This window comes from Lacicoccus kunmingensis DSM 17847 (genome assembly GCF_059568765.1).
Map to the genome: position 1 here is coordinate 208527 of NZ_JCANUC010000001.1, position 24893 is coordinate 233419.

The 24893-nt window shown below is 41.5% G+C and carries 29 protein-coding genes, 1 riboswitch and 1 other annotated feature; of the genes, 25 read left to right on the forward strand and 4 right to left on the reverse strand.

Annotated elements, in window-relative coordinates; genetic code table 11:
* The first annotated feature begins 149 nt into the window (after nucleotides 1–149).
* Both BO48_RS01020 and BO48_RS01025 read left to right on the forward strand, forming a co-directional pair.
* A complete protein-coding gene (locus BO48_RS01020) occupies nucleotides 150–698 on the forward strand; it encodes a GNAT family N-acetyltransferase (RefSeq protein WP_496365574.1) in 549 nt (182 codons plus the stop codon).
* Between the two features lie 119 nt (nucleotides 699–817).
* A complete protein-coding gene (locus BO48_RS01025; RefSeq protein ID WP_496365575.1) occupies nucleotides 818–1714 on the forward strand; it encodes a YitT family protein in 897 nt (298 codons plus the stop codon).
* 54 nt (nucleotides 1715–1768) lie between these two features.
* Here the strand turns inward: BO48_RS01025 and BO48_RS01030 are convergent, their stop codons facing one another.
* Nucleotides 1769–2683 carry a DUF5996 family protein gene (locus BO48_RS01030; protein WP_496365576.1) on the reverse strand — a complete coding sequence of 305 codons (915 nt, stop codon included), beginning with the start codon at nucleotides 2681–2683 and terminating at the stop codon, nucleotides 1769–1771.
* A gap of 241 nt (nucleotides 2684–2924) precedes the next feature.
* On the opposite strand from BO48_RS01030, the gene BO48_RS01035 reads away from it, so the two are divergent.
* The 10 genes from BO48_RS01035 (at nucleotide 2925) to BO48_RS01080 (ending at nucleotide 11176) form a co-directional block, all read left to right on the forward strand.
* Entirely contained in the window at nucleotides 2925–3641 is a 717-nt protein-coding gene (locus BO48_RS01035) for a prepilin peptidase (protein WP_496365577.1), read from the forward strand.
* A complete protein-coding gene (radC, locus tag BO48_RS01040) occupies nucleotides 3638–4321 on the forward strand; it encodes a RadC family protein (protein ID WP_496365578.1) in 684 nt (227 codons plus the stop codon). The genes BO48_RS01035 and radC overlap by 4 nt, the downstream gene beginning before the upstream one ends.
* A gap of 11 nt (nucleotides 4322–4332) precedes the next feature.
* On the forward strand, nucleotides 4333–4695 hold the full coding sequence (locus tag BO48_RS01045) for a hypothetical protein (protein ID WP_496365579.1): 363 nt from the start codon (nucleotides 4333–4335) through the stop codon (nucleotides 4693–4695).
* A 112-nt stretch (nucleotides 4696–4807) separates the two neighbouring features.
* Nucleotides 4808–5656 (forward strand): aldo/keto reductase, encoded by an 849-nt coding sequence (locus tag BO48_RS01050; RefSeq protein ID WP_496365580.1) that lies wholly within the window; start codon nucleotides 4808–4810, stop codon nucleotides 5654–5656.
* A gap of 188 nt (nucleotides 5657–5844) precedes the next feature.
* Nucleotides 5845–6339, forward strand: coding sequence for a CarD family transcriptional regulator (locus BO48_RS01055; protein ID WP_496365581.1), 495 nt, complete (start codon nucleotides 5845–5847; stop codon nucleotides 6337–6339).
* A gap of 408 nt (nucleotides 6340–6747) precedes the next feature.
* Entirely contained in the window at nucleotides 6748–7257 is a 510-nt protein-coding gene (locus tag BO48_RS01060) for a YfiT family bacillithiol transferase (RefSeq protein ID WP_496365582.1), read from the forward strand.
* Between the two features lie 117 nt (nucleotides 7258–7374).
* Nucleotides 7375–7480: riboswitch (SAM riboswitch) on the forward strand.
* A gap of 65 nt (nucleotides 7481–7545) precedes the next feature.
* A complete protein-coding gene (locus BO48_RS01065) occupies nucleotides 7546–8559 on the forward strand; it encodes a methionine ABC transporter ATP-binding protein (RefSeq protein ID WP_496365583.1) in 1014 nt (337 codons plus the stop codon).
* Nucleotides 8552–9211: a methionine ABC transporter permease gene (locus BO48_RS01070; protein WP_496365584.1), complete on the forward strand. Its 660-nt coding sequence runs from the start codon at nucleotides 8552–8554 to the stop codon at nucleotides 9209–9211. The genes BO48_RS01065 and BO48_RS01070 overlap by 8 nt, the downstream gene beginning before the upstream one ends.
* On the forward strand, nucleotides 9212–10015 hold the full coding sequence (locus tag BO48_RS01075; protein ID WP_496365585.1) for a MetQ/NlpA family ABC transporter substrate-binding protein: 804 nt from the start codon (nucleotides 9212–9214) through the stop codon (nucleotides 10013–10015). It begins immediately after the preceding gene.
* Between the two features lie 3 nt (nucleotides 10016–10018).
* On the forward strand, nucleotides 10019–11176 hold the full coding sequence (locus BO48_RS01080; protein WP_496365586.1) for an aminotransferase class I/II-fold pyridoxal phosphate-dependent enzyme: 1158 nt from the start codon (nucleotides 10019–10021) through the stop codon (nucleotides 11174–11176).
* A 56-nt stretch (nucleotides 11177–11232) separates the two neighbouring features.
* Here BO48_RS01080 and BO48_RS01085 read toward each other — a convergent pair whose 3' ends face one another.
* The 3 genes from BO48_RS01085 to BO48_RS01095 all read right to left on the reverse strand — a co-directional run bounded on the left by BO48_RS01085 (nucleotide 11233) and on the right by BO48_RS01095 (nucleotide 12781).
* Entirely contained in the window at nucleotides 11233–11451 is a 219-nt protein-coding gene (locus BO48_RS01085) for a hypothetical protein (RefSeq protein ID WP_496365587.1), read from the reverse strand.
* A gap of 43 nt (nucleotides 11452–11494) precedes the next feature.
* Nucleotides 11495–12256 (reverse strand): DUF554 domain-containing protein, encoded by a 762-nt coding sequence (locus BO48_RS01090; protein WP_496365588.1) that lies wholly within the window; start codon nucleotides 12254–12256, stop codon nucleotides 11495–11497.
* A 102-nt stretch (nucleotides 12257–12358) separates the two neighbouring features.
* Nucleotides 12359–12781: a universal stress protein gene (locus BO48_RS01095; RefSeq protein WP_496365589.1), complete on the reverse strand. Its 423-nt coding sequence runs from the start codon at nucleotides 12779–12781 to the stop codon at nucleotides 12359–12361.
* Nucleotides 12782–12966: 185 nt separating this feature from the next.
* On the opposite strand from BO48_RS01095, the gene BO48_RS01100 reads away from it, so the two are divergent.
* The 13 genes from BO48_RS01100 to ruvB all read left to right on the forward strand — a co-directional run bounded on the left by BO48_RS01100 (nucleotide 12967) and on the right by ruvB (nucleotide 24883).
* Entirely contained in the window at nucleotides 12967–13857 is an 891-nt protein-coding gene (locus tag BO48_RS01100) for a YitT family protein (RefSeq protein WP_496365590.1), read from the forward strand.
* Nucleotides 13858–13975: 118 nt separating this feature from the next.
* Complete coding sequence (locus tag BO48_RS01105) at nucleotides 13976–14470, forward strand: DUF3995 domain-containing protein (RefSeq protein WP_496365591.1); 495 nt, start codon at nucleotides 13976–13978, stop codon at nucleotides 14468–14470.
* A 14-nt stretch (nucleotides 14471–14484) separates the two neighbouring features.
* Nucleotides 14485–15363: a CPBP family intramembrane glutamic endopeptidase gene (locus BO48_RS01110; protein WP_496365592.1), complete on the forward strand. Its 879-nt coding sequence runs from the start codon at nucleotides 14485–14487 to the stop codon at nucleotides 15361–15363.
* A gap of 324 nt (nucleotides 15364–15687) precedes the next feature.
* Entirely contained in the window at nucleotides 15688–17427 is a 1740-nt protein-coding gene (locus BO48_RS01115; protein ID WP_496365593.1) for an ABC transporter ATP-binding protein, read from the forward strand.
* Nucleotides 17420–19171, forward strand: coding sequence for an ABC transporter ATP-binding protein (locus tag BO48_RS01120; protein ID WP_496365594.1), 1752 nt, complete (start codon nucleotides 17420–17422; stop codon nucleotides 19169–19171). Before BO48_RS01115 ends, BO48_RS01120 begins: the two co-directional genes overlap by 8 nt.
* Nucleotides 19172–19457: 286 nt before the next feature.
* Nucleotides 19458–20306, forward strand: a complete 849-nt coding sequence (gene mreC / locus BO48_RS01125) for a rod shape-determining protein MreC (protein WP_496365595.1) — start codon at nucleotides 19458–19460, stop codon at nucleotides 20304–20306.
* A gap of 1 nt (nucleotide 20307) precedes the next feature.
* Complete coding sequence (mreD, locus tag BO48_RS01130) at nucleotides 20308–20826, forward strand: rod shape-determining protein MreD (protein WP_496365596.1); 519 nt, start codon at nucleotides 20308–20310, stop codon at nucleotides 20824–20826.
* Between the two features lie 42 nt (nucleotides 20827–20868).
* Nucleotides 20869–20941 (forward strand) — a sequence feature (ribosomal protein L21 leader region).
* A gap of 14 nt (nucleotides 20942–20955) precedes the next feature.
* Nucleotides 20956–21264: a 50S ribosomal protein L21 gene (rplU, locus tag BO48_RS01135; RefSeq protein WP_496365597.1), complete on the forward strand. Its 309-nt coding sequence runs from the start codon at nucleotides 20956–20958 to the stop codon at nucleotides 21262–21264.
* Nucleotides 21264–21584 (forward strand): ribosomal-processing cysteine protease Prp, encoded by a 321-nt coding sequence (locus BO48_RS01140; protein WP_496365598.1) that lies wholly within the window; start codon nucleotides 21264–21266, stop codon nucleotides 21582–21584. The genes rplU and BO48_RS01140 overlap by 1 nt, the downstream gene beginning before the upstream one ends.
* Before the next feature lie 10 nt (nucleotides 21585–21594).
* Nucleotides 21595–21879, forward strand: coding sequence for a 50S ribosomal protein L27 (gene rpmA, locus BO48_RS01145; RefSeq protein ID WP_052256496.1), 285 nt, complete (start codon nucleotides 21595–21597; stop codon nucleotides 21877–21879).
* A gap of 121 nt (nucleotides 21880–22000) precedes the next feature.
* Nucleotides 22001–23281: a GTPase ObgE gene (obgE, locus tag BO48_RS01150; protein ID WP_496365599.1), complete on the forward strand. Its 1281-nt coding sequence runs from the start codon at nucleotides 22001–22003 to the stop codon at nucleotides 23279–23281.
* Nucleotides 23282–23289: 8 nt separating this feature from the next.
* Nucleotides 23290–23868 (forward strand): Holliday junction branch migration protein RuvA, encoded by a 579-nt coding sequence (gene ruvA, locus BO48_RS01155; protein WP_496365600.1) that lies wholly within the window; start codon nucleotides 23290–23292, stop codon nucleotides 23866–23868.
* Nucleotides 23869–23878: 10 nt separating this feature from the next.
* A complete protein-coding gene (gene ruvB, locus BO48_RS01160; protein ID WP_496365601.1) occupies nucleotides 23879–24883 on the forward strand; it encodes a Holliday junction branch migration DNA helicase RuvB in 1005 nt (334 codons plus the stop codon).
* Nucleotides 24884–24893: the final 10 nt, after the last annotated feature.

Here is a 24893-nt window from a genome sequence, read left to right on the forward strand (position 1 = left end):
AGGACGAACTTGAACAGCTTTGATTATCATGAAATATTATTTTATCTAGTAAAGAAGGAACAGTTTAAATATAAAAGAAAGTACTGAAGCAGTAAATTTACTATAATGAAAGTAATAAAATATTAATTTGCTAAAGCAGGAGGAGCCATATGAAAAGAATAAAACTTCAGATGATAAGAGAAAGTTCGAAGAATATACCCATGTATGAATTGCCAAAAGGATACAGATTCAGAATGTTTAAAGACGGTGATCAGCAATTGTGGGCAAATATTGAAATGAGAGTGGATGAATTTAAGACCGAAAAAGATGCGCTTCAAAGGTTCAACCGTGAATTCGGTAATTATATTCATGAAATGGAGGAGAGATGTTTATTTATAGAAACAGAGGAGGGTGAAGCGATTGGGACAACCACTGCATGGTATGGAGATTTAAAAGGGGACGGAAAGATACGCGGAAGAATCCACTGGGTCGGCGTTGTTCCTGAATACCAGGGGAGAGGTCTGTCCAAACCCATGCTGAGTCAGGCGATGAATATACTTGCTGGTAGGCATGATGAATTTTACCTGACTTCGCAGACGACAAGCTGGCAGGCAGTCAATATGTACTTGAACTATGGATTTGAGCCGGTGCGACTGGATGAAAATTATGACGCGGCATGGTCAATGATGGAAGAGAAGCTGGGCAGGATGATCAGGTGATATATTGTGTTAAAAATACTCAATATTAGGAACATTAATAAATGAGTTGTAATTTGTACCCATTCTCTTATATCATTAATCAGCGGTATATTACCCCTGTTTAAAAAGGAGGATTATTAATGAAGAAAAAAAGAAGTATTAAAAATATAAATTTTGAAAAAATTAAGCTGTCAATCACGCCGAGAATCACAGCGCAGACACTTCTGAACATATTGTCTGTCATAGCCGGGTCATTCATTTTCTCGGTTGGTATCAACGTATTCATGATTTCGGGTAACCTTGGTGAAGGCGGTGTCACAGGGCTGTCCATCATCTTCTTATACGCCTTTGATATTCCACTCGCGATTTCGACATTGATACTGAATGGGCTTCTGTTGATTATCGGTTTCAGGTTTCTGTCCAAAAGAGCGATGTACTATACGATTTTTGCGGTCTTAATGATGTCGATGTTCCTCGGTCTAACACAGTCTTGGTCCATAGACAATGATGAAATTATACTGAATGTCTTATTCGGCGGGCTGTTCATCGGGCTGGGTAACGGTCTTGTAATCAGAATTGGTGCAACGACTGCAGGATCCGCCATCCTCGGCAGAATAGCCAATAAGTATTTTGATATGAAAATTGCGAACGCAATACTGATGGTTGACCTGTTTGTGATACTGCTCAGTCTGACAGTACTTTCCGTTCAGCAGGTGCTGTTTACGATTGTAGCGATGTTCACTGCAGTTAAAGTGATGGACTTTGTCATAGAGGGACTGAATCCTAAGAAGGCCATCACAATCGTTTCCTCCAAACCCGAAGCACTCGGTACGCTGATCAACAGTGAAATCGGTAGGGGAGTGACAATGGTGAACGGACAGGGGTTCTACTCAAGAGAACAGTTTGACATTCTATATGTCGTCATCAACAAATCGAAGCTGGTAAGATTGAAGCGGCTGATTAAGAAATACGATGAAAACGCATTTGTTGTTGTGAATGATGTTAACAGTGTGCTGGGAAATGCATTCCCAGAGTAAAATGATCATTAAGAAACCCGGACTCAATATATTGAATCCGGGTTTCTTAATGTATCAGTGTCCATTATTCCTAAAATTCTTTTCCATTTTTAATTCCTTATAACAGTAATTCACTCCCTGCCAGTTCAGATACTCGGTTGATTTATCAAATGAAGCATCGAAGAACTGAATAATTTCTTCGGGATTTGCATCTTCAAGAATGGATTTCATTTCAATCAGATATTCTGCCATTTGTTCACTGAAGTAACTGCCTTCGGGGAAGTCTTCTGTGACCTCAAGTTCTTTTCCGCTGACAAATGGATAGGGCAGGACAAAAAATGTCGGATATTCAAAGCTGTCATCACCCATCCAGAACCCAAACTCCACCATATGCTCGTCGAATGCCGCTCTTTCAATCACCTTGGAGTCATCGGGGAATGGCTCGTGTTCCTTATATATCAGTATACAGGAGACGTCAAAGGTGCCCCAGAACAAGCCTGGATAGACTTTTCTCTTTCTCAACGGTGCGATAAATTTCATCTCCACGTCATTCGCAAACTGGAACCACTTCAGAATCTGTGTGGCAGTTTCTCTGTTGTAATGATGGTGCTCGATATCCAAATCAATAGGTGTCTTTGTTTCCATTTCCTGCGGTTTTGTATTGATTACAATATCCAGCCCTAGATCTTGCGTGACCGTGATAATTTCATAATAATAATCCCTTACTGATTTACCGTCGGTCATTTGGATATTGTTTTCATTATCGGTTGTTCTTATAGTAATGACATTATTGGCTAAATTGGCTTCAATTTCAAAATATATGCCATTGCATTTTAAAGTGCCTGTGGAAAATCCTCTTGTCGTGATGTATAAAATGACATGCGCCCATTGCGGTTCCTGGGGAGCATAGTTTAGTTTAATCTTCCCCAGGATCTGTGAAATTAACTGCAGAGTCAGTATTTCCTTCTTATTATCTTTATAAAAGCTCATTAACATCACCTCTTGGTTACCATTATATAGAGTTTTCTTAATTGTAATAACTATTTTGATTGTAAAGAATTTGAAAATATACAGAAATTATAAAACTGCGTGCAGTTATTAGAAAACCGTGCACTTTTAATACAGTTTTCTAATTTTGGGGAGAAAATCTCTGCAGATTTTAAATTGTTGCGATTTTACAACAATTTAAGCTAGGCTTATGATGATTTTAGTTATTTAAGGAGGGAGTTAAATGACTATGTTAATTCTATTCGGCGGTGTCTGTGCTTCTTTTATATTCGCGCTTACATCTGCAAAAAACTCATCTTTTCTATTCAGAAGAAGTCGGTGTGATAGTTGCATGAGGCCATTAAAGTGGTATGAACTATTTCCCGTAATAAGCTTCCTTTTTATAAAAGGCAGGTGTCTTACCTGTAAAATGAAGATTCCTATTTCATATTTTGCTGTTGAAGTTTTGATGATATTACTATTTATTTGTCCTGTCTTTATTGAGCTGGGCCTGAAAGATCTGACTCTTTATTATTTGATAATTCTATTTCTGATTCCACTTTCAATATATGATTTTGAGACATTTACCATCCCAAATCATATAAATTTAATATTCCTGTTTAGCGGTTTGTATTTAACGGACTTACAGTATATTGAGATTGCTGGTGATCTGGCAGCCATCATGATACTCCATCTTTTTTACTTTTTATTTTACGGTTCAGTCGGTTACGGGGATATAAAATTATTTACAATACTCACGCTTCTCACGCCTTTGAATTTTTTTCTATACATTGTAATGTTCACATATTTAATAGGGGGTTTATTCGTTCTAATAATAAATTTATATAGAAACAACAGGGTGGATAAAGTGCCTTTGGTACCTTTTATTACAAATGGGGCACTGATTGTATTTTATTTGTATGACGATATTCACCTAATATATACTGGAGGATTTTTATGACACTTTTGATCAGAGAGATGCATGCTTCAGATAAACCGAGAGAAAGACTGATGACTTACGGCGCAGACAAATTGAATAACCAGGAGCTGCTCGCCATCATCATAAACTCTGGCAGTAAAGATGAGTCGAGTCTGACTTTGGCAAACAGAATAATCAAGGATTTTAAGACCATAAGAGATTTAAGAGACATCACATATCAGGAATTGACCAGTCTGAAGGGGATAGGACAGGCAAAGGCAGTCAGCATACTCGCGATGGTAGAACTTGCTGTACGGATGCACACACATTCTTTAGAGGAAGAGGTTTATATTAAAAGTCCTGAAGATGTTTCTTTATTGCTGATGGAAAAGTTGCGTTATTATCAGCAGGAACATTTTGTCGTATTGTATCTTTCTACAAAAAATATGGTCATTCATCAAAATACTTTGTTCAAAGGGTCTTTAAATACATCCATAGTACATCCGAGAGAGATATACAAAGAAGCTGTAAAGCGGAGTGCCGCGGCTATAATATGTGCCCATAATCATCCAAGCGGGGACCCGACACCCTCCCAGGAAGATATAGAGGTAACTAAAAGACTGAAAGAATGTGGGGAATTGATAGGAATAGATTTTTTAGACCATATTATCGTCGGTTCTGGTAAATATTTGAGTTTAAAAGAAATGAATTACATCAATTAAAGGGGTAAATTATGGGATTAGACATGTACTTATATTTAGAAGATAAAGAAACATCTGAAGTGATTGAGTATAGTTACTATAGAAAATTCAATGCTTTACAAGGTTATTTCGTAGAGAAATTTGATATTCCAAACTGCGGTAAAGTGAAGCTGACTGAAGAAATAATCGAGGATGTATATCAATTATTAAATGAAATTAGATACAACAGAGAAAAGGCCAATCTGTTACTCCCAACTTTTCCGGGACCATTTTTTGGTTCTTATGATTATGGAAGGATTTATCACACATATATTGATCAGGCAGCATCTGATTTTTACCATGCTAAATTTATTGATTTTAATAAGTATTATCTGTTCTACACATCGAATTGGTGAAATCCAAAAGATTTAATGCTGATGTCAGAGTGTTTCAACTCAGCCGGTGGAAATGTATAATTGAGGTCAGTAGATTAATAACGACTTACATTTTTACAGGAGGAATATATTCATGAAGCAGATAAAATTGAACAATGGTATAGAAATGCCGATTGAAGGTTATGGTGTTTTCCAAATAGAGCCTGAAGAAACAGAACGGTGTGTCATTGATGCGTTAGACGTCGGTTACCGCAGTCTCGATACGGCTGCAACTTATGGAAATGAAGAGGGTGTGGGCAAAGCCATTAAAAAAAGTGATGTCCCCCGTGAAGCACTGTTTCTGACCAGTAAGCTATGGGTTGCCGATCAGGGTTATGAAAGTACAAAGAAAGCTTTTGAAAAGACATTGCAAAAACTGGGCACTGATTATTTGGATTTATATTTAATTCATCAGCCGTTCGGAGATTATTACGGGTCATGGCGTGCGATGGAAGAGCTTTATAAAGAAGGTAAAATTAAAGCGATTGGTGTATCGAATTTCGATTCTGCACGCTTGGTGGATTTAATTTTAAATAACGAGATCGTGCCGGCTGTTAACCAGGTTGAGCTGCATCCATTCCTGCAGCAGGAGGATGCTAAAAAAGTTATGGAAGAATATGGAGTACAGATTGAATCCTGGGGACCGCTTGCTGAAGGCAAGCACGGCATACTTGAAAATGAAATGCTGAAAGGCATTGCTGAAAAGTACGGGAAAACTGTAGCACAGGTCATTTTAAGATGGCATCTTGATCGGGAAGTGATTATTATTCCTAAATCTGTGCGCAAAGCACGCATGAAGGAAAATCTGGATGTGCATGACTTTTCACTCGATGAGTCGGATATGGAAAAAATCTCCTCTTTAGAGGGGAAAAATAATCGTATTGTAGATCATAATAAACTGGATATTGTCACGGGTATGAACAAATCAAAAACGCCTGAATAATACACTGCAGGAAATCCATTTTGAGAAATCAATTTGGATTTTTTGTGTTATATGATAATTATTTTTAATTTGAAATATAAGTGATTAAAAGTTATTGACATCATAATATTGGGAATGTTATGATAAAAGTTTTATTAATTTAACGTTGTGTGCTATACTTATAGTTAAGAGAATATGGAGGCGATGCTTTGTATCAAGTAGGAGATAACATATTTTATCCGATGCATGGTGCTGGTCAAATAACCGCGATCGAGGAAAAAGAAGTTGCAGGCGAAATTTTGCAGTATTATATTATCAATATGATTAATGATAATATGAAAGTGATGATTCCGAAAAATAAGATTTCCAAGACGAATATCCGTCCTGTGACAGATTTGGACACTGTGAAAGAAATTGCCAGAATGATCGATAAAGTGGAAGCTGATAAAGACTTAACGTGGAAAAAAAGAAACAAGCTTAACAATGATATGATAAAATCGGGCAGTTTAAAGGCATGTGCTGAAGTAATATATGGATTATCCAATATGCAAAGAGAACAGAAGCTTAATTCCAGTGAAAGAACCCAGCTTAAACAGGCGCAGGCTTTTTTAATGAGTGAATTGAAGCTGGTCGAAGGTATGAATAATGATAGAAAAGAGCGTTTTTTATCCAGATTAACAGAAGATAAAAAAGAAGTTTCTTAAAAATATAAAGAATTTTATTATTTTCAAATGAGAGAGAAGGCCTTCAAGTAGGGCTTTAAGCCACATTTTCATTTGGTAAACAATATTACAATCAGGTTACAAATAAAGAAAATAGGTTTAAACCCTTGAAATGAGAATTAGATTAAAATATAATGAAGATAACATAACAAGGACGTCAACGAAGTATTTCGTTATATATTATTTGATTTCATCGACGTCTTCCGATAGAGTGACACTGCTTGTCCTCTAGATATCATATATTATATTATTTATCTGTGAATGAGACTGGAGATCCAGTCTCATTTTTTATGCCTAATATTAACTGTATAATCCTATATATTTCAGCTTTATCGGTACTTATAGTATATTGGAATAGACAGAATATATTATGGAAAGGAAGTATTTAAGATGGATGTTAAATTTCCTATCGGAAAGTTGGATGTACCTGAAATGGTAACACTTGAAAATATTCGTGAGTGGAATGCGCAGACTGAGACATATACGAAAAGACTGCGTGAGACGGTCGACCACTTAAGTGAAGATGAGTTGAACAAAACTTACCGTGAGGGTGCCTGGAATGTACGACAGCTTGTGCATCACATTGCGGATTCTCAAATGAACATGTTCCAGCGTCTGAAGCTTGCATTGACTGATGATGCGCCGACAGTACCGGGATTTGTGCAGGATGAATGGGCCGTACAGCCGGATACTGAGCTGCCGGTGGAGAGCTCCATTAAAATGCTTGAAGGTATCAATGAGAGAATTGTCGCACTGGGTAACTCTCTCACTGAAGATCAGCTTGAACGCTATTTCATCCATGAAGATAACGGTAAAGTAACAGTGGCAACAAAGGTTGCGAAGCTTGCATGGCATGAGGAGCATCATTTAGAACATATTAAAATCGCCTTATCGAAGTAGGCTGTTGATATGATAGATGGCATGAAGCTTTTGGAAATGATTGTTTTGTGTCATGTGTTACAAATCTGCCTTGCAAATTATACTGATTTACTATATTATTAATCTCAACTAAATATCCAATTATTCAGAGCAGACGGAGGGACTTGGCCCGGTGATGTCTCAGCAGCGGACTCGATTTGAGTACTGTGCTAATTCCAACAAGCGGATGCTTGAACGATAATCAGTTTAGTCATCTGTCCAGTGCAGATGGCTTTTTTTATTATAGGAAGAGGTAAAGGGAGGATTCATATGAGTATAGTCTTTAAAGATGTTTCAAAAACCTACTTACATAAAGGTAAGGAAGTCAATGCTTTAAGACCGACAAGCCTGACGATCAACGAAGGAGAAATATTCGGTCTGATCGGTTTCAGCGGGGCGGGAAAAAGTACGCTGCTCAGGCTGATTAATCTGCTTGAGGCGCCGACAACGGGTACGATTCATGTCGGTGATGATGAAGTGACGGCTTTAAATCAGAAAGATTTACGTGTGAAGCGTCAGAAAATCGGCATGATCTTCCAGCAGTTCAATTTGATTGAATCAAAGACGGTTGCGGATAATATCGCATTTGTTTTAAGAGCTGCGAAGTATCCGAAATCTAAAATTGACGGACGGATTGACGAGCTTTTAGAGCTGGTGGGTCTGTCGGATAAAAAGACGGTCTTCCCTAAAAACTTAAGCGGTGGCCAAAAGCAGCGTGTCGGTATTGCACGGGCACTTGCAAATAATCCTGATGTGCTCCTTAGCGATGAGGCGACGAGTGCGCTGGACCCGGAAACGACAAAGACGATATTGAATCTGCTGAAGCGGATTAATAAAGAGCTCGGTATTACGATTGTCGTCATCACCCATGAGATGGAGGTCATCAAGGAACTTGCAGAGCGTGTCGGTGTCATGTCGAACGGTGAAGTCATTGAAATGGACGATGTCTATAAAATTTTCAGTGAACCGACGCATGAAGTGACAAAAGGCTTTGTTCAGGATATTTACGATTTCCAGATTCCTCCCCATATCGTGCAGTCGGAAGATAATAAGATCATCACGATCAAGTTCCTTCAGGAAAGTGCGGAAGAGAGCTATTTGAATAAACTTTACAGGGAGTTTGATCTGTCCATCAGCATATTAAACGGCAGAATCGAGTATATCAACGGCATTCCGCTCGGTATTCTGATGCTTCAGGTGACAGGTGAGCCTTCTGAAATTGAACGGTTGACCCGTAATATCACTGAAACTCCAGGCATAGAAAGGGCTGAGATATATGAGTAGTTTAACGAACCTTGGACCATTACTTTATAAAGCATTTCTGGAAACGACTTTGATGGTTTCGATATCCATATTTTTCGCGGTATTGATCGGACTGCCGCTCGGTGTCTTATTATTTGTTACTCAGCACCACTTACTTTTTAAAGTGAAACCGTTGAATCAGGTGCTCGGCGCCCTTGTGAACGTCATCCGTTCATTCCCGTTCATCATTTTGATCGTTGCAATCATGCCGTTTGCCACCTGGCTGGTCAATGCTTCGCACGGCCCGGTCTTTGCGAGTGTTGCATTGTCGATCGCCGCAGTGCCTTTATTTGCAAGGCTGGTTGAATCGAGTTTCAACAGCATTCACAGCGGTGTCATTGAAGCGAGTATCGCAGGCGGCGCACCTTTATACATGATTGTCACGGATGTGCTGGTCCCTGAAGCTAAAAAAGGATTGATTCAGGCGATTACTCTGACAATCATTACGATTATCGCATTCAGTGCGACTGCCGGTGTTGTCGGCGGTGGCGGTATCGGTGACCTTGCGATCCGTTATGGTTATTACCGTTATGATACTTTGACAATGGCCGTGACGGTCATCCTGCTGATCATCATCGTTCAGCTTGTACAATTAATCGGTGACTTTTTAAGCCGTCGTGAGGAGGGGAAATAGATGCGTGGAATTATTTTATTTTTACTTGGCACTTTAGGAGTCATCATCGTTTCGAGTGTGCTTTTATATGAAGATGAAGGTGAAGTGATCACCATTGGTGCATCTACCGGCCCCTTCAGTGATATGGTCAACTTTGCTTTGAAGCCGCCGCTTGAAGAGATGGGATATTCGGTTGAAATCGTCGAATATACGGATTACGTCCAGCCGAACAATGCGCTTCACAACGGAGATCTTGATGCGAACCTGTATCAGAACCTGACATTCATGGAGAACTTCAATGAAGAGAACGGTACGGACCTGCATGGTCTGATCCAGGTCCCGACTGCACCGATGGGTCTTTATTCGAGTGAGTTTGAATCGCTTGAAGAAATAACGAATGGCAGTGAAGTTGCATTGCCGCTCGACCCGGTCAACTCTTCACGCGGGTTTCTGACTTTGGAAGAAGCAGGACTGATTACCATCAGTGAAGATGCGAACATGCTCGCGATAGAAGAAGAGGATATTACGAGCAATAATAAAAATCTCGAGTTCGTCTTCCAGGATGCCGGACAGCTGCCGAGAAGCGTCGATCAGATTGGTCTGTCACTCGTGCCGGGGAACTTTGCGCTGGCAAGTGATATGAATCTTGAAGATGCATTGGTACTTGAGAGCATGAATGAATATTTCAGAAACAGAATAGTGGTCAATACGGAAGATAAGGATTCAGAAATGGCCGATGATTTAATCGAAGCTGCGCAGTCTGAATACTTTGATCAGGTCAATGATGAAGACTTCCAGGGATTCGATAAGCCGGAGGAGGAATAGGACATGAATGAGTTATTGAAATCTGTACCGGAAAGTTATTTTGCGAGCGTCAGTACGCTGAATGAAGATCTTGAAATCGGCGAGAAACCGCTGATTAACCTGGCTGTCGGTGTTCCTGACGGCAGTGCACCGGACACTGTAAAAGAGGCGGTGAAGCGTGCTGTCGACATTACTGACAACCACAAATATCCGGGTTTCCGCGGCCGTCCTTCATTTAAAGCTGCGATCATAGATTTTTATAAACGGCATTACGATGTGGATCTGAAAGATGAGAACATCGCAATCCTTTACGGCACAAAAAGTGCACTCGTCCAGTTTCCGATGATATTCATCGAACCGGGGGAGGGGGTTTTTCTACCGAACCCGGGCTATGCAGACTATTCCGCAGGCGTGACGCTTGCGAAAGGTATCGAGTATGATCTGCCGCTGCTGAAGGAGAATAACTATATGCCGGACTATGATGCACTGGATCAGGAAGACCTGGATAATACACGGCTGATTTACTTGAACTATCCTTCGAACCCGCTCGGTACCGTCGCATCAAAAGAATTCTTTGATGAGACGATCCATCGCTTTAAGGATACAGACATAAAGATCGTTCATGATTTTGCCTATGCCGGTTTCGGGTTCGAAGACAAGCACCCGAGCATCCTTCAAAGTGATCCGGAATTATCGACGGCGATGGAAATATATTCATTTTCAAAAAGCTATAATATGTCCGGTTTCCGGGCTGGGTTTGCGGTCGGCAATAAAGAGATGATTGAAGCGATCAATATTTATCAGGATCATACCCAGACGGGTATGTGGGGCGTGCTGCAGGAAGCGGCGACCGATGCCTTGAATAAGGAAGACGATTTTCTGATTGCGCAAAAGGATATTTTCAAGAAACGGAAAGATATGGTGGTCAAGGAATTGTCTGAAGCGGATATTCCAATCGAGCCGATTGAAGGCGGCATATTCGGATGGATTAAAGTGCCGGATGAATTTGACGGAGAGAGTTTTGTAAAGTATCTGCTGAAAGAGGAATCGATACTGGCAACACCTGGCATTCCATTCGGTTCCAGGGGCAGGAATTATATCCGGATATCGATGGCCATCGAAGATGAGCAGCTTAAAGAATGTGTCGAGAGACTGAAAAGTATTGCGCATCTTTGGAAATGATAATAATAGCGTATAAATAGTTAAACCCGCGGCCAAAGACCGCGGGTTTTTATTAATTAAGCGAGTGTAATTTTTCTTTTTACGATATATGTGATGATCAGGGCCGCTACAGGTACCAGCGGCATAAATGTAAATCCGCTGATAAAGTAAACAACCGGTATGAAGAATGAAGTGAGGCCCAGGAAGAAGAACAGCTGGGATTGTTTCTGCAGTCCGTAGAAAAATAGGATGGCGCCTTCGACAGCTAAAATAACCAGTATGATATTTACCCACATTGCAAGTCACTTCCTATACATAATTTATTTCTTCCTATCAGTGTTAAAACATCTGCATCAGAGCTTGACCGATCGTCTCCCCATAATACATTGCAGTAACGATGATGATTGTGAACAGTACCGCAGGCAGCAGATTTGCGACGCGTATATTTAATATCCCGAGCAGCCTGATGCCGATTGCAATGATCATAACGCCGCCTGTGCCTGTTATTTCGACAATCATCTGGTCCATTAACTCTGGCGGGATAAAACGATCGATCTGGGCGGCGAGCAGGGTAATGGCCCCCTGAAATATAAAGACCGGTACTGCGGAGACCATAATTCCAATACCGAGTGTTGAAGTCAGAAAGATGGCAAGTGTACCGTCGATTAAAGATTTGGTGAAGAGGACTGTATGATCTCCTCTCAATCCGCTGTCCAGTGCACCGACAATGCCGACTGCTCCGACAACATACACAAGAGTGGCAGTGACAAAAGCGGCAGAGATGCCGCCTTCAGAAGCACCGGTTTTCGTTTCCAGCCAAAAACCGAAATGGTTCATCTTGCCTTCAATATCCCATTTTTCACCCACCATGGCGCCAATGGCAATACTTGCAACTACAATAATGATCTGGTTACTTTCAAGTGCCATATTTATACCGAGTATCAACACTGTAATAGATAATCCCTGAAGGATGGTCGTTTTCATCTTTTCATTGATATTACGCCAGAATAATCCGATGAAACTGCCGGCGATAATAGCAATGGCGTTCACAATTGTACCTAACAGAGCCATGTACAGACCACCATCCATTAATTTTTTCAATTTTACTCAATCAAGTGTATTATAATACAAATAAAAATGCTTTAATAGACAAAAAATGCCTTTTGAAGTTAAATCAAATGGCATTTTATATATGGGGTATATTTATTTAACGATGACTACAGGAGTGTTCACACGTTTTGCGATTTTATGCGTGACGTGACCGAGTACATGCTTGATGTCTCTTTTAGAACGTTTATTGCTCATGACGACGATATCGTAGTCATTGTTTTTTATTTCTTTTATAAGTGTCTTTTTAATCAGGCCGGATTCAAATTGTATCTGGTAGTTTAAACCGAGTGCGTCGAGTTGATCAGTGAAAGGTTCCATAAACGCTTTCTTTTCCTCTACGAGCGTATCAAAATGCTTGCCGTCATATCTGACGCTGTTGGCATGTTCGCTTTCTGAAATGATGTTAAAAATCGTAATCATATGGTCCGGGTTTTCACCGACGAGCTTATTTAACTGGCCTGGGACGTTGCTGAAAGAGTTGCCGAAATCGTATGGTACTAATATCTTTTTATACATGGTCACACATCCTTTTAATTCTTATAATATGGTTCTATTTAAAATACTAGGTTTATATGAAATACGCAATATAAATATTTCATAAAAATATAAAAGTTCGGGTACATATACACTGGTGTTGACGGTAGGAATTCTTACAGATAATATAGGCATGAACTCTGACATGATATATAAGGATGTGTAAAATGAAAAACTATCTGTATATGATACTCGGCGTTTTTTCTTTTGCTTTTTCTGTCGCAATATTTGCGATGCCGAACGCCCTGGCTGAAGGAGGCATCCCCGGCTTATCGCTGCTCCTGTACTTCGGACTCGGATGGTCACCGGCCATAGTCACTTTCATAACGAACGTCCTGGTACTTTCCATAGGCTACCGTTACCTTCCAAAATCCATGATTATCAAATCGATTGTTGCAATTCCGCTGTTTTCGTTTTTCTTATTCATCCTTGAGGGCACCGGTTCCAAGTTGGATGACCCGCTGCTTGCAGCAATATACGCAGGTGTCCTGACCGGTGTCGGCTTTGGATTCATATTTCTTTCCGGCAGTACGATCGGCGGGACTTCAACCATCGCCAAAGTGCTGAATTACAAATTCGGCTGGGAACTGACAAGCACGAATTTTGTGCTCGATGCATTAGTTGTTGCAGGCGGTGTATTCGTCATCGGACCGGTAATGATTTTGTATACTGTCGTCGCATTGTTTATCGGTAAAAAAGTGACCGACTATGTTCTTGAAGGTTTTGAGTCGAAAAAGGTCGTTCATATATTTTCAGAAGCGAGTGAGGAAATTTCAGCTTCCCTCCGTAAGAACTTGAATGCCCATACTTCGATATTGGAGAGTAAAGATGACGGCAGCGGCAACATCGAACATATGATTTATGTCGCTGTGCCGAAGCAGCAGGTGTTTTATTTGAAAAAATTGATTAATGAAGTGGACGAAGGTGCATTTACCGTCGTGCATTCCGCTAAAGACGTGAGCGGCGGTTCATTTATGAAAGCACACTATCCAACGCAGAAAGTCTTTAACAGTAATCAAGAAGAGAAAGAGTATTACAAAGACAAAGTAGAAGAATAGAATATTTAGAGATGCAGTTACAAATGTAAGGATGATTCATTACATTTGTAACTTTTTTTATTTGTGAGGTTATTTTACACTATCAATACATGCAATGATAGAAAAGGAGAAGATTTCTATGAAAAGTAATAAAATTTTTATTACTCTCGGTATTGTATGGACTTTGATTTTTGCGCTTATGAGTTTTTACTGGGCACTTGGGGGAATGATCGGCGTCCGGTCGCTCGGGGGAGAAATTTATGAAATATCATTGAATCCGGAACTTTCATTTATCATTGTCGTATGGATGACCGGTTTTATAAAACTCCTGGGTGTCATACTTTTACTGCTGCTTCTTGTAAAATGGCGGAGCACTGTAATGGATAAAACACTGTATTACATTACGAAATCTGTCGGCATATTACTGTTTCTTTACGGACTGCTCAACTTTACGACCATAGCATTGAGTGCCTTCAATATTCTGAATTTCAACCTGGATGGCTACGCGACATTTTGGAGGCTGGTCTTCTGGGAACCGTACTGGATGATCGGCGGCATATTTTATTTTTACTCGGTTGGAAAAGTGGAAGATCATTCACATTACATTAATCTGACGTCGAGGGACGCCGGATAGTGAGGGGATGGGAAGTGAATAAAATCATTAGAGAAAATAAAACCGATTGGATTGTGTATATCGGTCTGACGGTGATTCTCATGTCGGCACTTTGGATCGTCATTCAAAATGAAGGCATGATTGAAATCAGTGCAGATCATAATCTGACAGTACCATTCTGGCATCAATGGATCATCTCCGGAATACTGATTATATTGATTTTGGTGCTGCCTGCGAAGACCGTGGATAACACCCCTTTTAAAATGGCTGAGGAAAAGATCGTCGGGAGACAAGCCTTTATTCTGGTCATTCTGGCTGTTCTTTTTGCTGTCGTACTTATCGCTTTACCATCGGAATATTCGAGCATGTATTTCCCGCTGCTTAAAATCGTTTTGCTCATGATCGCCCCGATGATCATGCTCTGCTATTTTGAACATCAGCGGTTGAATAATAAAGTGCCGAAAGAGTCTTATTTAGAAAATAACCAGTGGCTGTTCCCATTGATAGTCACCATCACTTGGGCCATCCTATTTTTCTTCAGCCCGTTCGGACCGCCGGATGCTCCTGAATATCAAATCAGCTTTTTAATGCTCGGAGTGGGGGCACTGTTTTCATTTTTACTGAACAGTGTTCTGGAAGAAATATTTTACAGAGTCTGGCTGCAGACAAGGCTTGAGGCGCTGCTTGGCACATGGCCGGCCATTATGGTGTCTTCGGTACTCTGGGCGGTCTGGCATATGGCGATACAGGGCGGGGACTCGCTGGATATCGCATTTTCGAATGTCCTGGTCAACCAGGGTGTCACCGGGTTGTTCCTGGGGTTCTTATGGGCTAAATACAGAAACATATGGATACTGATCATCATTCATGGACTGATGAATTTTCCAATTCAGCTGATTACCGATTATTTGTAAAAGAATCTTTTAACGTGAAAAATGTTGATGGATTTTTAAAATTATATTGAAATATTACTTTTTATGGAATATACTGAAAATATCAAAGAGAAGGAGGACAAAACTATGTTTAAGATCATTGCAGCGAAATCACACAACAAAGAATTGAATAGGGCCTCCCTTTATGGTTGTTTTTAAACACGATTATCAATGATGACCAAATGCATACACATACACAGGGGAGGCGTGTACCCCCCTATTTTTATGCCTTATTTTAAGTGCGCACAAAAATGGTGCGCACTTTTTTATTGCAAAATTTACTCAACATAAGAAAGTTGGTTAATCATGATTGATTTTATTTACAAACTAAAATGGTATTTTTCAGAACATAAATTGAAGTATTTACTCATAGTCATACTGGCTGTAATTTCAAATTTCATGGAGGTGGTCCCGCCGCAGCTGATCGGCCGTACCATCGACCTGATCAACACGGGTGATATGACAACCCAGACCATGTGGCTTATATTCTTTTTATTCATAGCGGTTATCATCAGCACTTATGTGCTGCTGTACTCATGGTTTTATATGCTTTTCGGCAGTGCGTATGATATCGAAAGTATTTTAAGAATGCGGCTGATGCAGAAGTTTTTAACGCTGTCTCCAAGCTTTTATGAGCGTAATAAAACCGGTGATCTGATGGCAAAGGCGACCAATGATATGCGGAGTATCAACAGAGCGATGGGGTTCGGTCTGATTACGCTGCTCGATGCGAGTACGTTTCTTGCGACAATCGTCCTGGTCATGGCTTTTACCATCAATATGGAGCTGACATTTTTTGCGCTGCTGCCACTCCCGCTGTTGATTATCATTGAAGTATGCCTCGGCCGTATGATTAATAAACGTCATACAAAGAGTCAGAAATCTTTCGGTGTGATGAATGATTCGGCTCTCGAAGTTGTGGAGGGCGTGAGACTGACGCGGAGCTATGTGCAGGAAGAGGCGGAAGCGGCAAGCTTTAAAGTCAAAACGAAAGATTACCTGGACAGGTTCATGAAAGTGGAAAAGCTGGACGCATTATTCCAGCCGCTTACAATATTTGTAGTGTCTTTAAGCTTCATTATCGCCTTCGGTTACGGCGCTGTTTTGGTGAATGCAGGTGAAATGACTGTCGGGGAGGTCGTCACCTTCAATATATATTTGAATATGCTGATCTGGCCGATGTTTGCGATGGGCATGCTGTTCAATATAATGCAGCGCGGCAATGCGTCACTGAACCGTATTGAAGAAGTGCTCCAGACAGAAGATGATGTGGTTGATGAAGGCAATGGTATTACTGCCTCGAGTAAAATTGATTTTGACGGTGTGTCGTTCACTTATCCATCGAGCAGCCGTAAAAATCTGGATGAGGTGAGTCTCCATCTGAAAGCGGGCGATACTCTGGGCATTGTCGGTAAAACCGGCAGCGGTAAAACGACTTTGATCAGACAGCTGTTGAAAATGTATCCGGCGGGCACCGGCAGTCTGATTATCGATGGCATCAACATCACGCGGCTGAGTAAGAAAGCACTGAGACAAAAAGTCGGTTATGTATCACAGGAAAACATACTGTTTTCAAGGACTGTCAAAGAGAATATACTGTTTGGCAATCCTGATGCGTCTGAGGATGAATTGAACCGTGCGATAGTAGCCAGTGCATTTGATTCGGACCTCGCACTGATGCCTAAAGGACTTGAGACGATGGTCGGCGAAAAGGGCGTCGCATTAAGCGGCGGTCAGAAGCAGCGGATATCAATAGCGAGAAGTCTGATCAAAGACCCTGAAATTCTTATTTTCGATGATGCACTCAGTGCGGTGGATGCGAAAACGGAGCAGCGGATCATCGATAATATTAAAAGCGAAAGAAACGATAAAACGACAATCATAGTGACTCACCGTCTGTCGGCTGTCAGACATGCCGATGTCATCGTCGTTCTTGAGAACGGCAGAATTTCAGAAACCGGCCGCCACGAGCAATTGGTTCAAAATAACGGCTGGTACAGCAGGCAGAATCAGTACTATGAGACTGGAGGTGAGCGAAATGAATGAGATTAAACGATTGTTGAGTTACTCACTCGCATATAAATGGTGGTTTATTTCCGGCAGTATACTGATGATTCTGATGGTATCCTTTCAACTGATCGGACCCCTCATTATCATGACGGTACTGGATGACCACATCAGACTGGGAGCAGGTAATATTAATGTTGATGCTGTCATACGGCTCTTGATGATATATGCAATCCTCAAATTGGCACATGCGGTCGTGGCATATTTTGCTCAGATCATTTTGCAGTCGACGGGTGCAAAGGTCGTTCAAAGTATCCGCCACCAGGTATTTGAACATATACAGAAACTGCCGGTCAGGTATTTTGACAATCTGCCTGCCGGGAAGGTCGTTGCGAGAATTACAAACGACACCGAATCAATGCTTCAGTTTTTTACGTATGTGCTGCCGATGTTTCTTGTGAATGGTCTGACGATGATAGCCATCACCGTTGCGATTTTCATCGTCAACATATATGCAGGCATTATCATGCTGGTTTTTGTTCCGATCATTTTACTGTGGCTCATTTTGTACCGTAAATATTCAAATGACTATAACCATATGAAACGCGAAAGAAACAGTGATATGAATGCGGCGATCAACGAATCGATCAACGGCATGACAACCATCCAGGTATTCAATCGTGAAAAACAGGTTGAAAGTGAGTTCAGGACACTGAATGATGAATATACAGACAGCGCCACCAGACTTGTCAAACTGAACGGTTTGACAGGCGATAATCTGGCAAGCAGCATGCAGTCATTTGTCTTCGCACTTATGGTCATCGTCTTTTCCCTTGCATTTTTAAGTCCGGCAGAAGCGCTGACGGTCGGGACGATGTATTTGCTGGTGGACTATATCACACGCTTTTTCAACCCGCTTTATGAAATCGTCGGACAGATTGAAATATTTGAACAGGCCCGGGTGGCGGCTGTAAAAGTGTTCGAGATGATTGATGAAGAAGAAGAAGTTGAGGATAAAAGACGTTTGGGATATTTTGACGGGGATATCGATTTTAAAAATGTTTCTTTCTTCTATAAAGAGGGCCATCTCGTATTGAAAGATATTAACCTGAGTGTGGGAAGGGGAGAAACGATTGGGCTTGTCGGCCATACGGGGTCCGGGAAAAGCTCGATCATCAATCTTCTCATGCGTTTTTACGACCCTGCAGATGGACGGATTTTATTTTCAGGAAAAGACACAAAGGAAATCAATAAAAAAGATTTAAGAAAACATATATCGATTGTACTTCAGGACCCGTTCATCTATGCGGGCACCCTGCTTTATAATATCCGCCTCAACAATGATGGTATTTCACGTGAGGCGGCTGAAGCGGCACTTCTTGAAGTCGGCGGCAGGGAGCTCATGGGCAAGCTGGACGGCGGACTTGACGCCTATCTGCCTGAAAGAGGCGCGACTTTATCACTGGGTGAACGTCAGCTGATCTCATTTGCCAGGGCTCTTGCATTCGACCCTAAAGTACTGATACTCGATGAAGCGACGAGCAACGTAGACAGTGAAACGGAGCAGATGATTCAGCATGCGATGAAGGTGGTCAGCAGAAAACGAACGACATTTATCATCGCGCACAGACTGTCGACGATACAACATGCGGACCAGATCATCATATTAGAAGAAGGTAATATAATGGAGCGCGGGGATCACCAGAAGTTGATGGGTGTGAATGGTATTTATGCCGAGATGTTCAAGATGCAGGTGACGGCTAAGAATATGCCGAGTGCATAAGTAGTGTAATATGTACACTAAATTTCTGTGGATAACCTTGATTCGTGTTAATTAAATGGTTAACATATAAATATAATGACATTAACATAACAAGGTCACTTGTTTAGTTAACAAAACCTTTTGATAGAACTCCCGTTCTAGATATCATATATTATATTATTATCTTTTTAACAGGGGCCGGTGTATCCGGCCCCTGTTTTTGTAGTTTTTTTGCTATAAATTTATTTCTTAACCATAATAATATATGGTATTCTTTTATATACACAGTTTACTGGAGGAGTGCTCAGTGAATAAACTTTTTAACAGGAATAAGATGCTGGTTATTTTATTCGGTATCATTATATTGATATTATTCATCGGCTTTTCGATGACGGATAGAGAATCAACGACTAAAGCTGAACAATTTACGGGTGACACTGTTGCGGCTTCCCAGTCCATCATCGGTGCACCGGTTCAATTTGTATCAAATATATTCAGCAACTTTACAGGGCTCTTCGGTGCCTCGAATGAAAATGAAGCGTTGAAATCCCAGCTCGAAATGCTGCCTCAGATGTACTCTGACATTGAACGTCTGGAGTCTGAAAATGAGAAGCTGAGAGATGCGCTTGAAGTCAGTTCAAAAAGAGAATACGACACAATCAATTCACGGGTGATCTCACGTTCACAGGATCAGTGGCTGAATAATTTCACGATTGATAAAGGTGAAAATGACGGTATACAGGAAGGTATGGCTGTCATGACACCTGAAGGGCTGATCGGTATGATCAAGCGGGTCAACGGTAATTCAAGTTTCGTTGAAATGATTACAACAAACGTTTCCCAAAACAATCTGTCTGTTGAAATACAGCATGAAGATGAAGCGGTTTACGGCGCAATTGATCACTATGACAGTGAAAGGGGACTGCTGGTCATAGATAATATAAAAAATAATGCGACGGTAGAGGCGGGAGATGCAGTATATACAAGCGGCCTGGTCGGTGATTTTCCTGAAGGTCTGATTGTCGGCGAAGTCATGGAAGTCGAAAATGACGAACATGGTCTGAGCCAAAATGCTTTTATCCAGCTTGCGAGCGATCCGTCCGAAGTTGATGTCGTCTTTGTTCTGGAACGTGATCCGGAATCAATGGGAGATTAATATGAGAATTATAGTGATCTTCATTACGTCCCTTCTATTGATGTACGGCGATTTTTTATTTGCGGAATTCAGTCCTTTTGAGATCAGCCAGCTGACGGTCTATACGGTTCCGAAGCTGTTGCTCATGTATATATTGCTTTTATCGATTTATGTCAATCCGTCTATCAGCAGCTTCATTGCGATTGTCTTCGGTATTCTGATCGATATATACAGCGGACTTGTTTACGGTGTACATACTTTCGGCATGGTCGCATTCGTATTCTTCATGCACACCGCTTTCAGGGTTTTCTACAAAGACTTTGTTGCGATGGCATTTGTCGTCCTGTCATTGACATTTCTGTATGATGCCTATATCTTTCTGATCTATGGCATACTCGGACTGTTGAATATGCCGGTGTTCGATTATCTGGCGCTCCGCGCGGTACCGAGTCTGATAGTCAATGCACTGCTTTTCGTACTCGTATTTGTCATTACACTGAAAAGTTCTAAAGTGCGTAAAAACTTCCTGCCAAAACATTGACTTAGAGTCCACGGGTTGCTATAATCTAGAAGTTGATGATTTAGTAGACATCAACCGCACAATCATAGGTTAAAGTGACTAGGTCCACCTATGGATGGCGTGTCTTAATTAAAATCAGGAGGTGTAAGTATGTTTGCAATCATCGAAACAGGCGGTAAACAAGTTAAAGTAGAAGAAGGCCAGACAATTTTTGTTGAAAAATTAGAAGCAGAAGAAGGCGCAACTTTTACTTTTGACAAAGTACTTTTAGTTGGTGGAGACAGCGTTAAAGTTGGCGCACCGACAGTTGAAGGCGCAACTGTATCTGCGAAGGTTGAAAAACACGGTCGCGGTAAGAAAATCTCAGTGATCAAATTCAAGCGCAGAAAGAACTACAAGCGTAAACAAGGTCATCGTCAGCCTTATACAAAATTGACAATTGAAAAGATTGAAGCTTAATGATTAAAGTGAATATTCATGAAAATGATGATGGCCAGGTAGTATCTTTTAATATGAGCGGCCATGCTGACTTTGATGAATATGGAAAAGACATTGTTTGTGCTGGAGCTTCAGCAGTCGTTTTTGGAAATGTCAATGCCATCATATCCATGACGGATGCAAATCCGGATATAAAACTGGGTGATGACGGCGGATACTTAGAATTCAGTGTGGAACATCCAAAAGATGAAACACTGCAGATGCTTTTAAAAGCAATGATCATTTCATTAAAAACTATTGAAGAAGAATATAACGACTATATAAGAATAGAATATATGTGAGGTGAGTAACATGCTAAAGTTAAACTTACAGTTTTTCGCATCGAAAAAAGGGGTTGGGTCAACAAGAAACGGCCGTGACTCAGAGTCAAAACGTTTAGGTGCGAAGAGACAGGATGGTCAATACGTTTCAGGTGGATCAATTTTGTTCCGTCAGCGCGGTACTAAAATTCATCCGGGTGAAAATGTAGGTCGCGGTGGCGATGATACATTATTTGCTAAAATTGACGGCGTAGTTAAATATGAACGTTTTGGTCGCGACAAAAAACGTGTTTCTGTTTATCAGGAAGCAAAATAATTTTGTTACTAAAAGCATCAGCTACTGCTGGTGCTTTTTATTTTGAACGAATTGTATGATGATATATAGATACAAAGTCTTTATATCAGTGATATAATATTAAAGTAATTGAGGTGAAAATATGTTCGTAGATCAGGTCAAAGTATTTTTGAAATCAGGTGACGGCGGTAATGGTTTAGTCGCCTACAGAAGAGAGAAGTATGTTCCGATGGGCGGACCGGCCGGCGGTGACGGCGGTGACGGAGCAAGCATTATTTTCGAAGTCGATGAAGGTTTGAGAACGCTGCTGGATTTCCGTTATCAGCGTCACTTTAAGGCGAAACGCGGAGAAAACGGCATGAGTTCCAACATGCATGGTAAAAACAGTGAACCGCTTATTTTGAAAGTGCCGCCGGGTACTGTAATTAAAAAAGCGGAAGATGATGAAACAGTGGCCGATTTAACAACGCACGGCCAGCAGGCAGTAGTTGCCAAAGGCGGCCGCGGCGGACGCGGGAATTCACGTTTTGCTTCCAGCCGAAACCCTGCACCGGACTTCGCTGAAAACGGTGAACCGGGTGAAGAGTTTGAAGTGATAATGGAATTGAAATTGATGGCAGACGTTGGTCTGGTCGGTTTCCCAAGTGTCGGCAAGTCGACAATTTTAAACAGTGTTTCAAGAGCAAAGCCTAAAATAGGCGCGTACCACTTTACAACAATTGCACCGAATCTCGGTGTGGTTCAGTCTGGTGACGGGCGTTCATTTGTAATGGCGGACCTGCCGGGTCTGATAGAAGGTGCGGCAGAAGGGTCGGGTCTTGGCCACCAGTTTCTCAGACACGTGGAGAGAACGCAGGTGATTGTGCATGTTGTTGATATCAGTGAGTCCGAAGGCCGCGATGCCGTACAGGATTATCATACAATCAGGCAGGAGCTCGGAGAATACAATCCGGCACTGCTGGAACGTCCGGAAATCATTGTTCTGAATAAGACAGATTTGCTGGAAGATATGGAAATCATCGATATGTTCAAACAGGAAGTCGGTGAAGATAAAGAAATATTCGCCATTTCTGCTGCAACAAATGATAACCTTCAGCCGCTCCTATATAAAGTGGCGGACGTCCTGGATGCAAGTGAAGAAGAAGAAATAGAGCTTGATGAAACAGAAGAGCGTGTGGTTTACCGTCATGAAAAAGATCCTGATGCATTCAAGATCAGCAGAGATGACGACGGAGCTTATGTGGTCAGCGGACCGACGATTGAAAGAGTGTTCATAATGACAGACTTCAACAGAGATGCGGCAGTTCGAAGGTTTGCCCGTCAAATGCGCTCGATGGGCATTGATGATGCACTGAGAGAAAGAGGTATTCAGACAGGTGACACTGTAAGGATACTCGGCGGAGAATTTGAATTTGTAGAATAGGTGAGAAAATGTATCAATATATTGAAGGTACAATTGAAACTGTATCCCCGCACAACATCACAGTCGATGTGTCAGGTGTGGGCTATCTTATTCATGTCCCGAATCCTTTTCGTTTCGAAAAAGATAAAGGCACTAAATTGAAAGTTTATACAGAGTTGATTGTCAGAGAAGATAGCCATACACTGTACGGCTTTAAAAACATGGAAGAAAAAGAGTTGTTTCAAAATTTGCTCAGAGTGAAAGGCATCGGTCCTAAAAGTGCACTCGCGATATCCGCGGCGAGCTCTCCGGATGAAGTCATAACGGCAATTGAAAATGAAGATCAGGCCTTTATGAGCAAGTTCCCCGGCATTGGCAAAAAGACAGCCAGCCAGATTATACTGGATTTGAAAGGCAAGCTTGTACAGAGTGATAAAGTGGCTGTATCAACATCCGATAACGATTATGTCAAAGAAGCGATGCTGGCGCTGGAAGCGCTAGGTTACAGCAAGAGAGAGCTGTCGAAAGTGGATAAAAAGCTGCAGTCGGAGAGTTTTGAATCTGTAGATGCGGCAGTGAAATCAGGATTGAAATTACTAGTTCAATAGAGGTGTTATTATGTCAGAACATGATGACAGAATTTTAGATGAACATCAGATGGATGAAGACATGGAAGTGGAATTGTCCCTCAGACCGGAATATTTAAAACAGTATATCGGTCAGGATGCGATGAAAAACAATTTGCAGGTTTTTATCCAGGCTGCCAAGATCCGGGAGGAAGCATTGGATCATGTCATTTTGCATGGTCCGCCGGGGCTTGGAAAGACGACTTTATCTAATATCATTGCGAATGAAATGGAAGTTAATATCCGTTCCACATCCGGTCCGGCAATAGAGCGTGCAGGCGACCTTGCTGCGATATTATCGAGCCTTGAGCCGGGCGATGTTTTGTTCATAGATGAAATACACAGAATTCCGCGTGCGGTTGAAGAGATTTTATATTCAGCGATGGAAGACTTTTTCATCGATGTCATTATCGGTAAAGGCGAAGAGGCGAGAAGCATCCGTATCGATCTGCCGCCGTTCACACTGGTCGGGGCGACAACGCGCTTTGGCAGCCTGAGCGCGCCGCTCCGTGACCGTTTCGGGGTGCAGCTGAGACTGGAATACTATGATGTGGACAGTCTGATTACGATCGTTGAAAGAACGTCGGAAATCTTTAATGTGGAAATTAACCCTGACAGTGCCATCGAGCTTGCGAAGCGTTCAAGAGGGACACCAAGAATCGCAAACCGTCTGCTGCGCCGGGTCAGAGATTTTTCCATCGTGAAAGAAGAAGAGTCGATTTCAATGGAAACGACGAACCATGCGCTCAGCGTACTGGAAGTCGATTCGATGGGACTGGACCCTGTCGACCATCGTATCATGAATACGATTATCGATACATATGGCGGCGGTCCGGTCGGACTTGAAACAGTGGCTGTGTCGATCGGTGAGGAAGTTGTCACGCTGCTGGATGTATATGAGCCGTTTTTAATCCAGCAGGGGTTCCTTGAACGGACACCGAGAGGCCGTAAGGCAACAGGCAAAAGCTATGAATATTTTAAAGGTGACAGCAAGTGATTTGTGTGGA

Bases quoted from the DNA above. Each gene is read 5' to 3' on its own strand.
- BO48_RS01080 (WP_496365586.1), top strand. From the start codon at position 10,019: ATGAATGAGTTATTGAAATCTGTACCGGAAAGTTATTTTGCGAGCGTC.
- BO48_RS01115 (WP_496365593.1), top strand. From the start codon at position 15,688: ATGATTGATTTTATTTACAAACTAAAATGGTATTTTTCAGAACATAAA.
- BO48_RS01070 (WP_496365584.1), top strand. From the start codon at position 8,552: ATGAGTAGTTTAACGAACCTTGGACCATTACTTTATAAAGCATTTCTG.
- BO48_RS01100 (WP_496365590.1), top strand. From the start codon at position 12,967: ATGAAAAACTATCTGTATATGATACTCGGCGTTTTTTCTTTTGCTTTT.
- radC (WP_496365578.1), top strand. From the start codon at position 3,638: ATGACACTTTTGATCAGAGAGATGCATGCTTCAGATAAACCGAGAGAA.
- BO48_RS01095 (WP_496365589.1), bottom strand. From the start codon at position 12,781: ATGTATAAAAAGATATTAGTACCATACGATTTCGGCAACTCTTTCAGC.
- BO48_RS01030 (WP_496365576.1), bottom strand. From the start codon at position 2,683: ATGAGCTTTTATAAAGATAATAAGAAGGAAATACTGACTCTGCAGTTA.
- rplU (WP_496365597.1), top strand. From the start codon at position 20,956: ATGTTTGCAATCATCGAAACAGGCGGTAAACAAGTTAAAGTAGAAGAA.
- rpmA (WP_052256496.1), top strand. From the start codon at position 21,595: ATGCTAAAGTTAAACTTACAGTTTTTCGCATCGAAAAAAGGGGTTGGG.
- BO48_RS01060 (WP_496365582.1), top strand. From the start codon at position 6,748: ATGGATGTTAAATTTCCTATCGGAAAGTTGGATGTACCTGAAATGGTA.
- ruvB (WP_496365601.1), top strand. From the start codon at position 23,879: ATGTCAGAACATGATGACAGAATTTTAGATGAACATCAGATGGATGAA.
- ruvA (WP_496365600.1), top strand. From the start codon at position 23,290: ATGTATCAATATATTGAAGGTACAATTGAAACTGTATCCCCGCACAAC.
- BO48_RS01020 (WP_496365574.1), top strand. From the start codon at position 150: ATGAAAAGAATAAAACTTCAGATGATAAGAGAAAGTTCGAAGAATATA.
- BO48_RS01075 (WP_496365585.1), top strand. From the start codon at position 9,212: ATGCGTGGAATTATTTTATTTTTACTTGGCACTTTAGGAGTCATCATC.
- BO48_RS01050 (WP_496365580.1), top strand. From the start codon at position 4,808: ATGAAGCAGATAAAATTGAACAATGGTATAGAAATGCCGATTGAAGGT.
- obgE (WP_496365599.1), top strand. From the start codon at position 22,001: ATGTTCGTAGATCAGGTCAAAGTATTTTTGAAATCAGGTGACGGCGGT.
- BO48_RS01140 (WP_496365598.1), top strand. From the start codon at position 21,264: ATGATTAAAGTGAATATTCATGAAAATGATGATGGCCAGGTAGTATCT.
- BO48_RS01065 (WP_496365583.1), top strand. From the start codon at position 7,546: ATGAGTATAGTCTTTAAAGATGTTTCAAAAACCTACTTACATAAAGGT.
- BO48_RS01025 (WP_496365575.1), top strand. From the start codon at position 818: ATGAAGAAAAAAAGAAGTATTAAAAATATAAATTTTGAAAAAATTAAG.
- BO48_RS01085 (WP_496365587.1), bottom strand. From the start codon at position 11,451: ATGTGGGTAAATATCATACTGGTTATTTTAGCTGTCGAAGGCGCCATC.
- BO48_RS01120 (WP_496365594.1), top strand. From the start codon at position 17,420: ATGAATGAGATTAAACGATTGTTGAGTTACTCACTCGCATATAAATGG.
- BO48_RS01045 (WP_496365579.1), top strand. From the start codon at position 4,333: ATGGGATTAGACATGTACTTATATTTAGAAGATAAAGAAACATCTGAA.
- BO48_RS01035 (WP_496365577.1), top strand. From the start codon at position 2,925: ATGACTATGTTAATTCTATTCGGCGGTGTCTGTGCTTCTTTTATATTC.
- BO48_RS01105 (WP_496365591.1), top strand. From the start codon at position 13,976: ATGAAAAGTAATAAAATTTTTATTACTCTCGGTATTGTATGGACTTTG.
- mreD (WP_496365596.1), top strand. From the start codon at position 20,308: ATGAGAATTATAGTGATCTTCATTACGTCCCTTCTATTGATGTACGGC.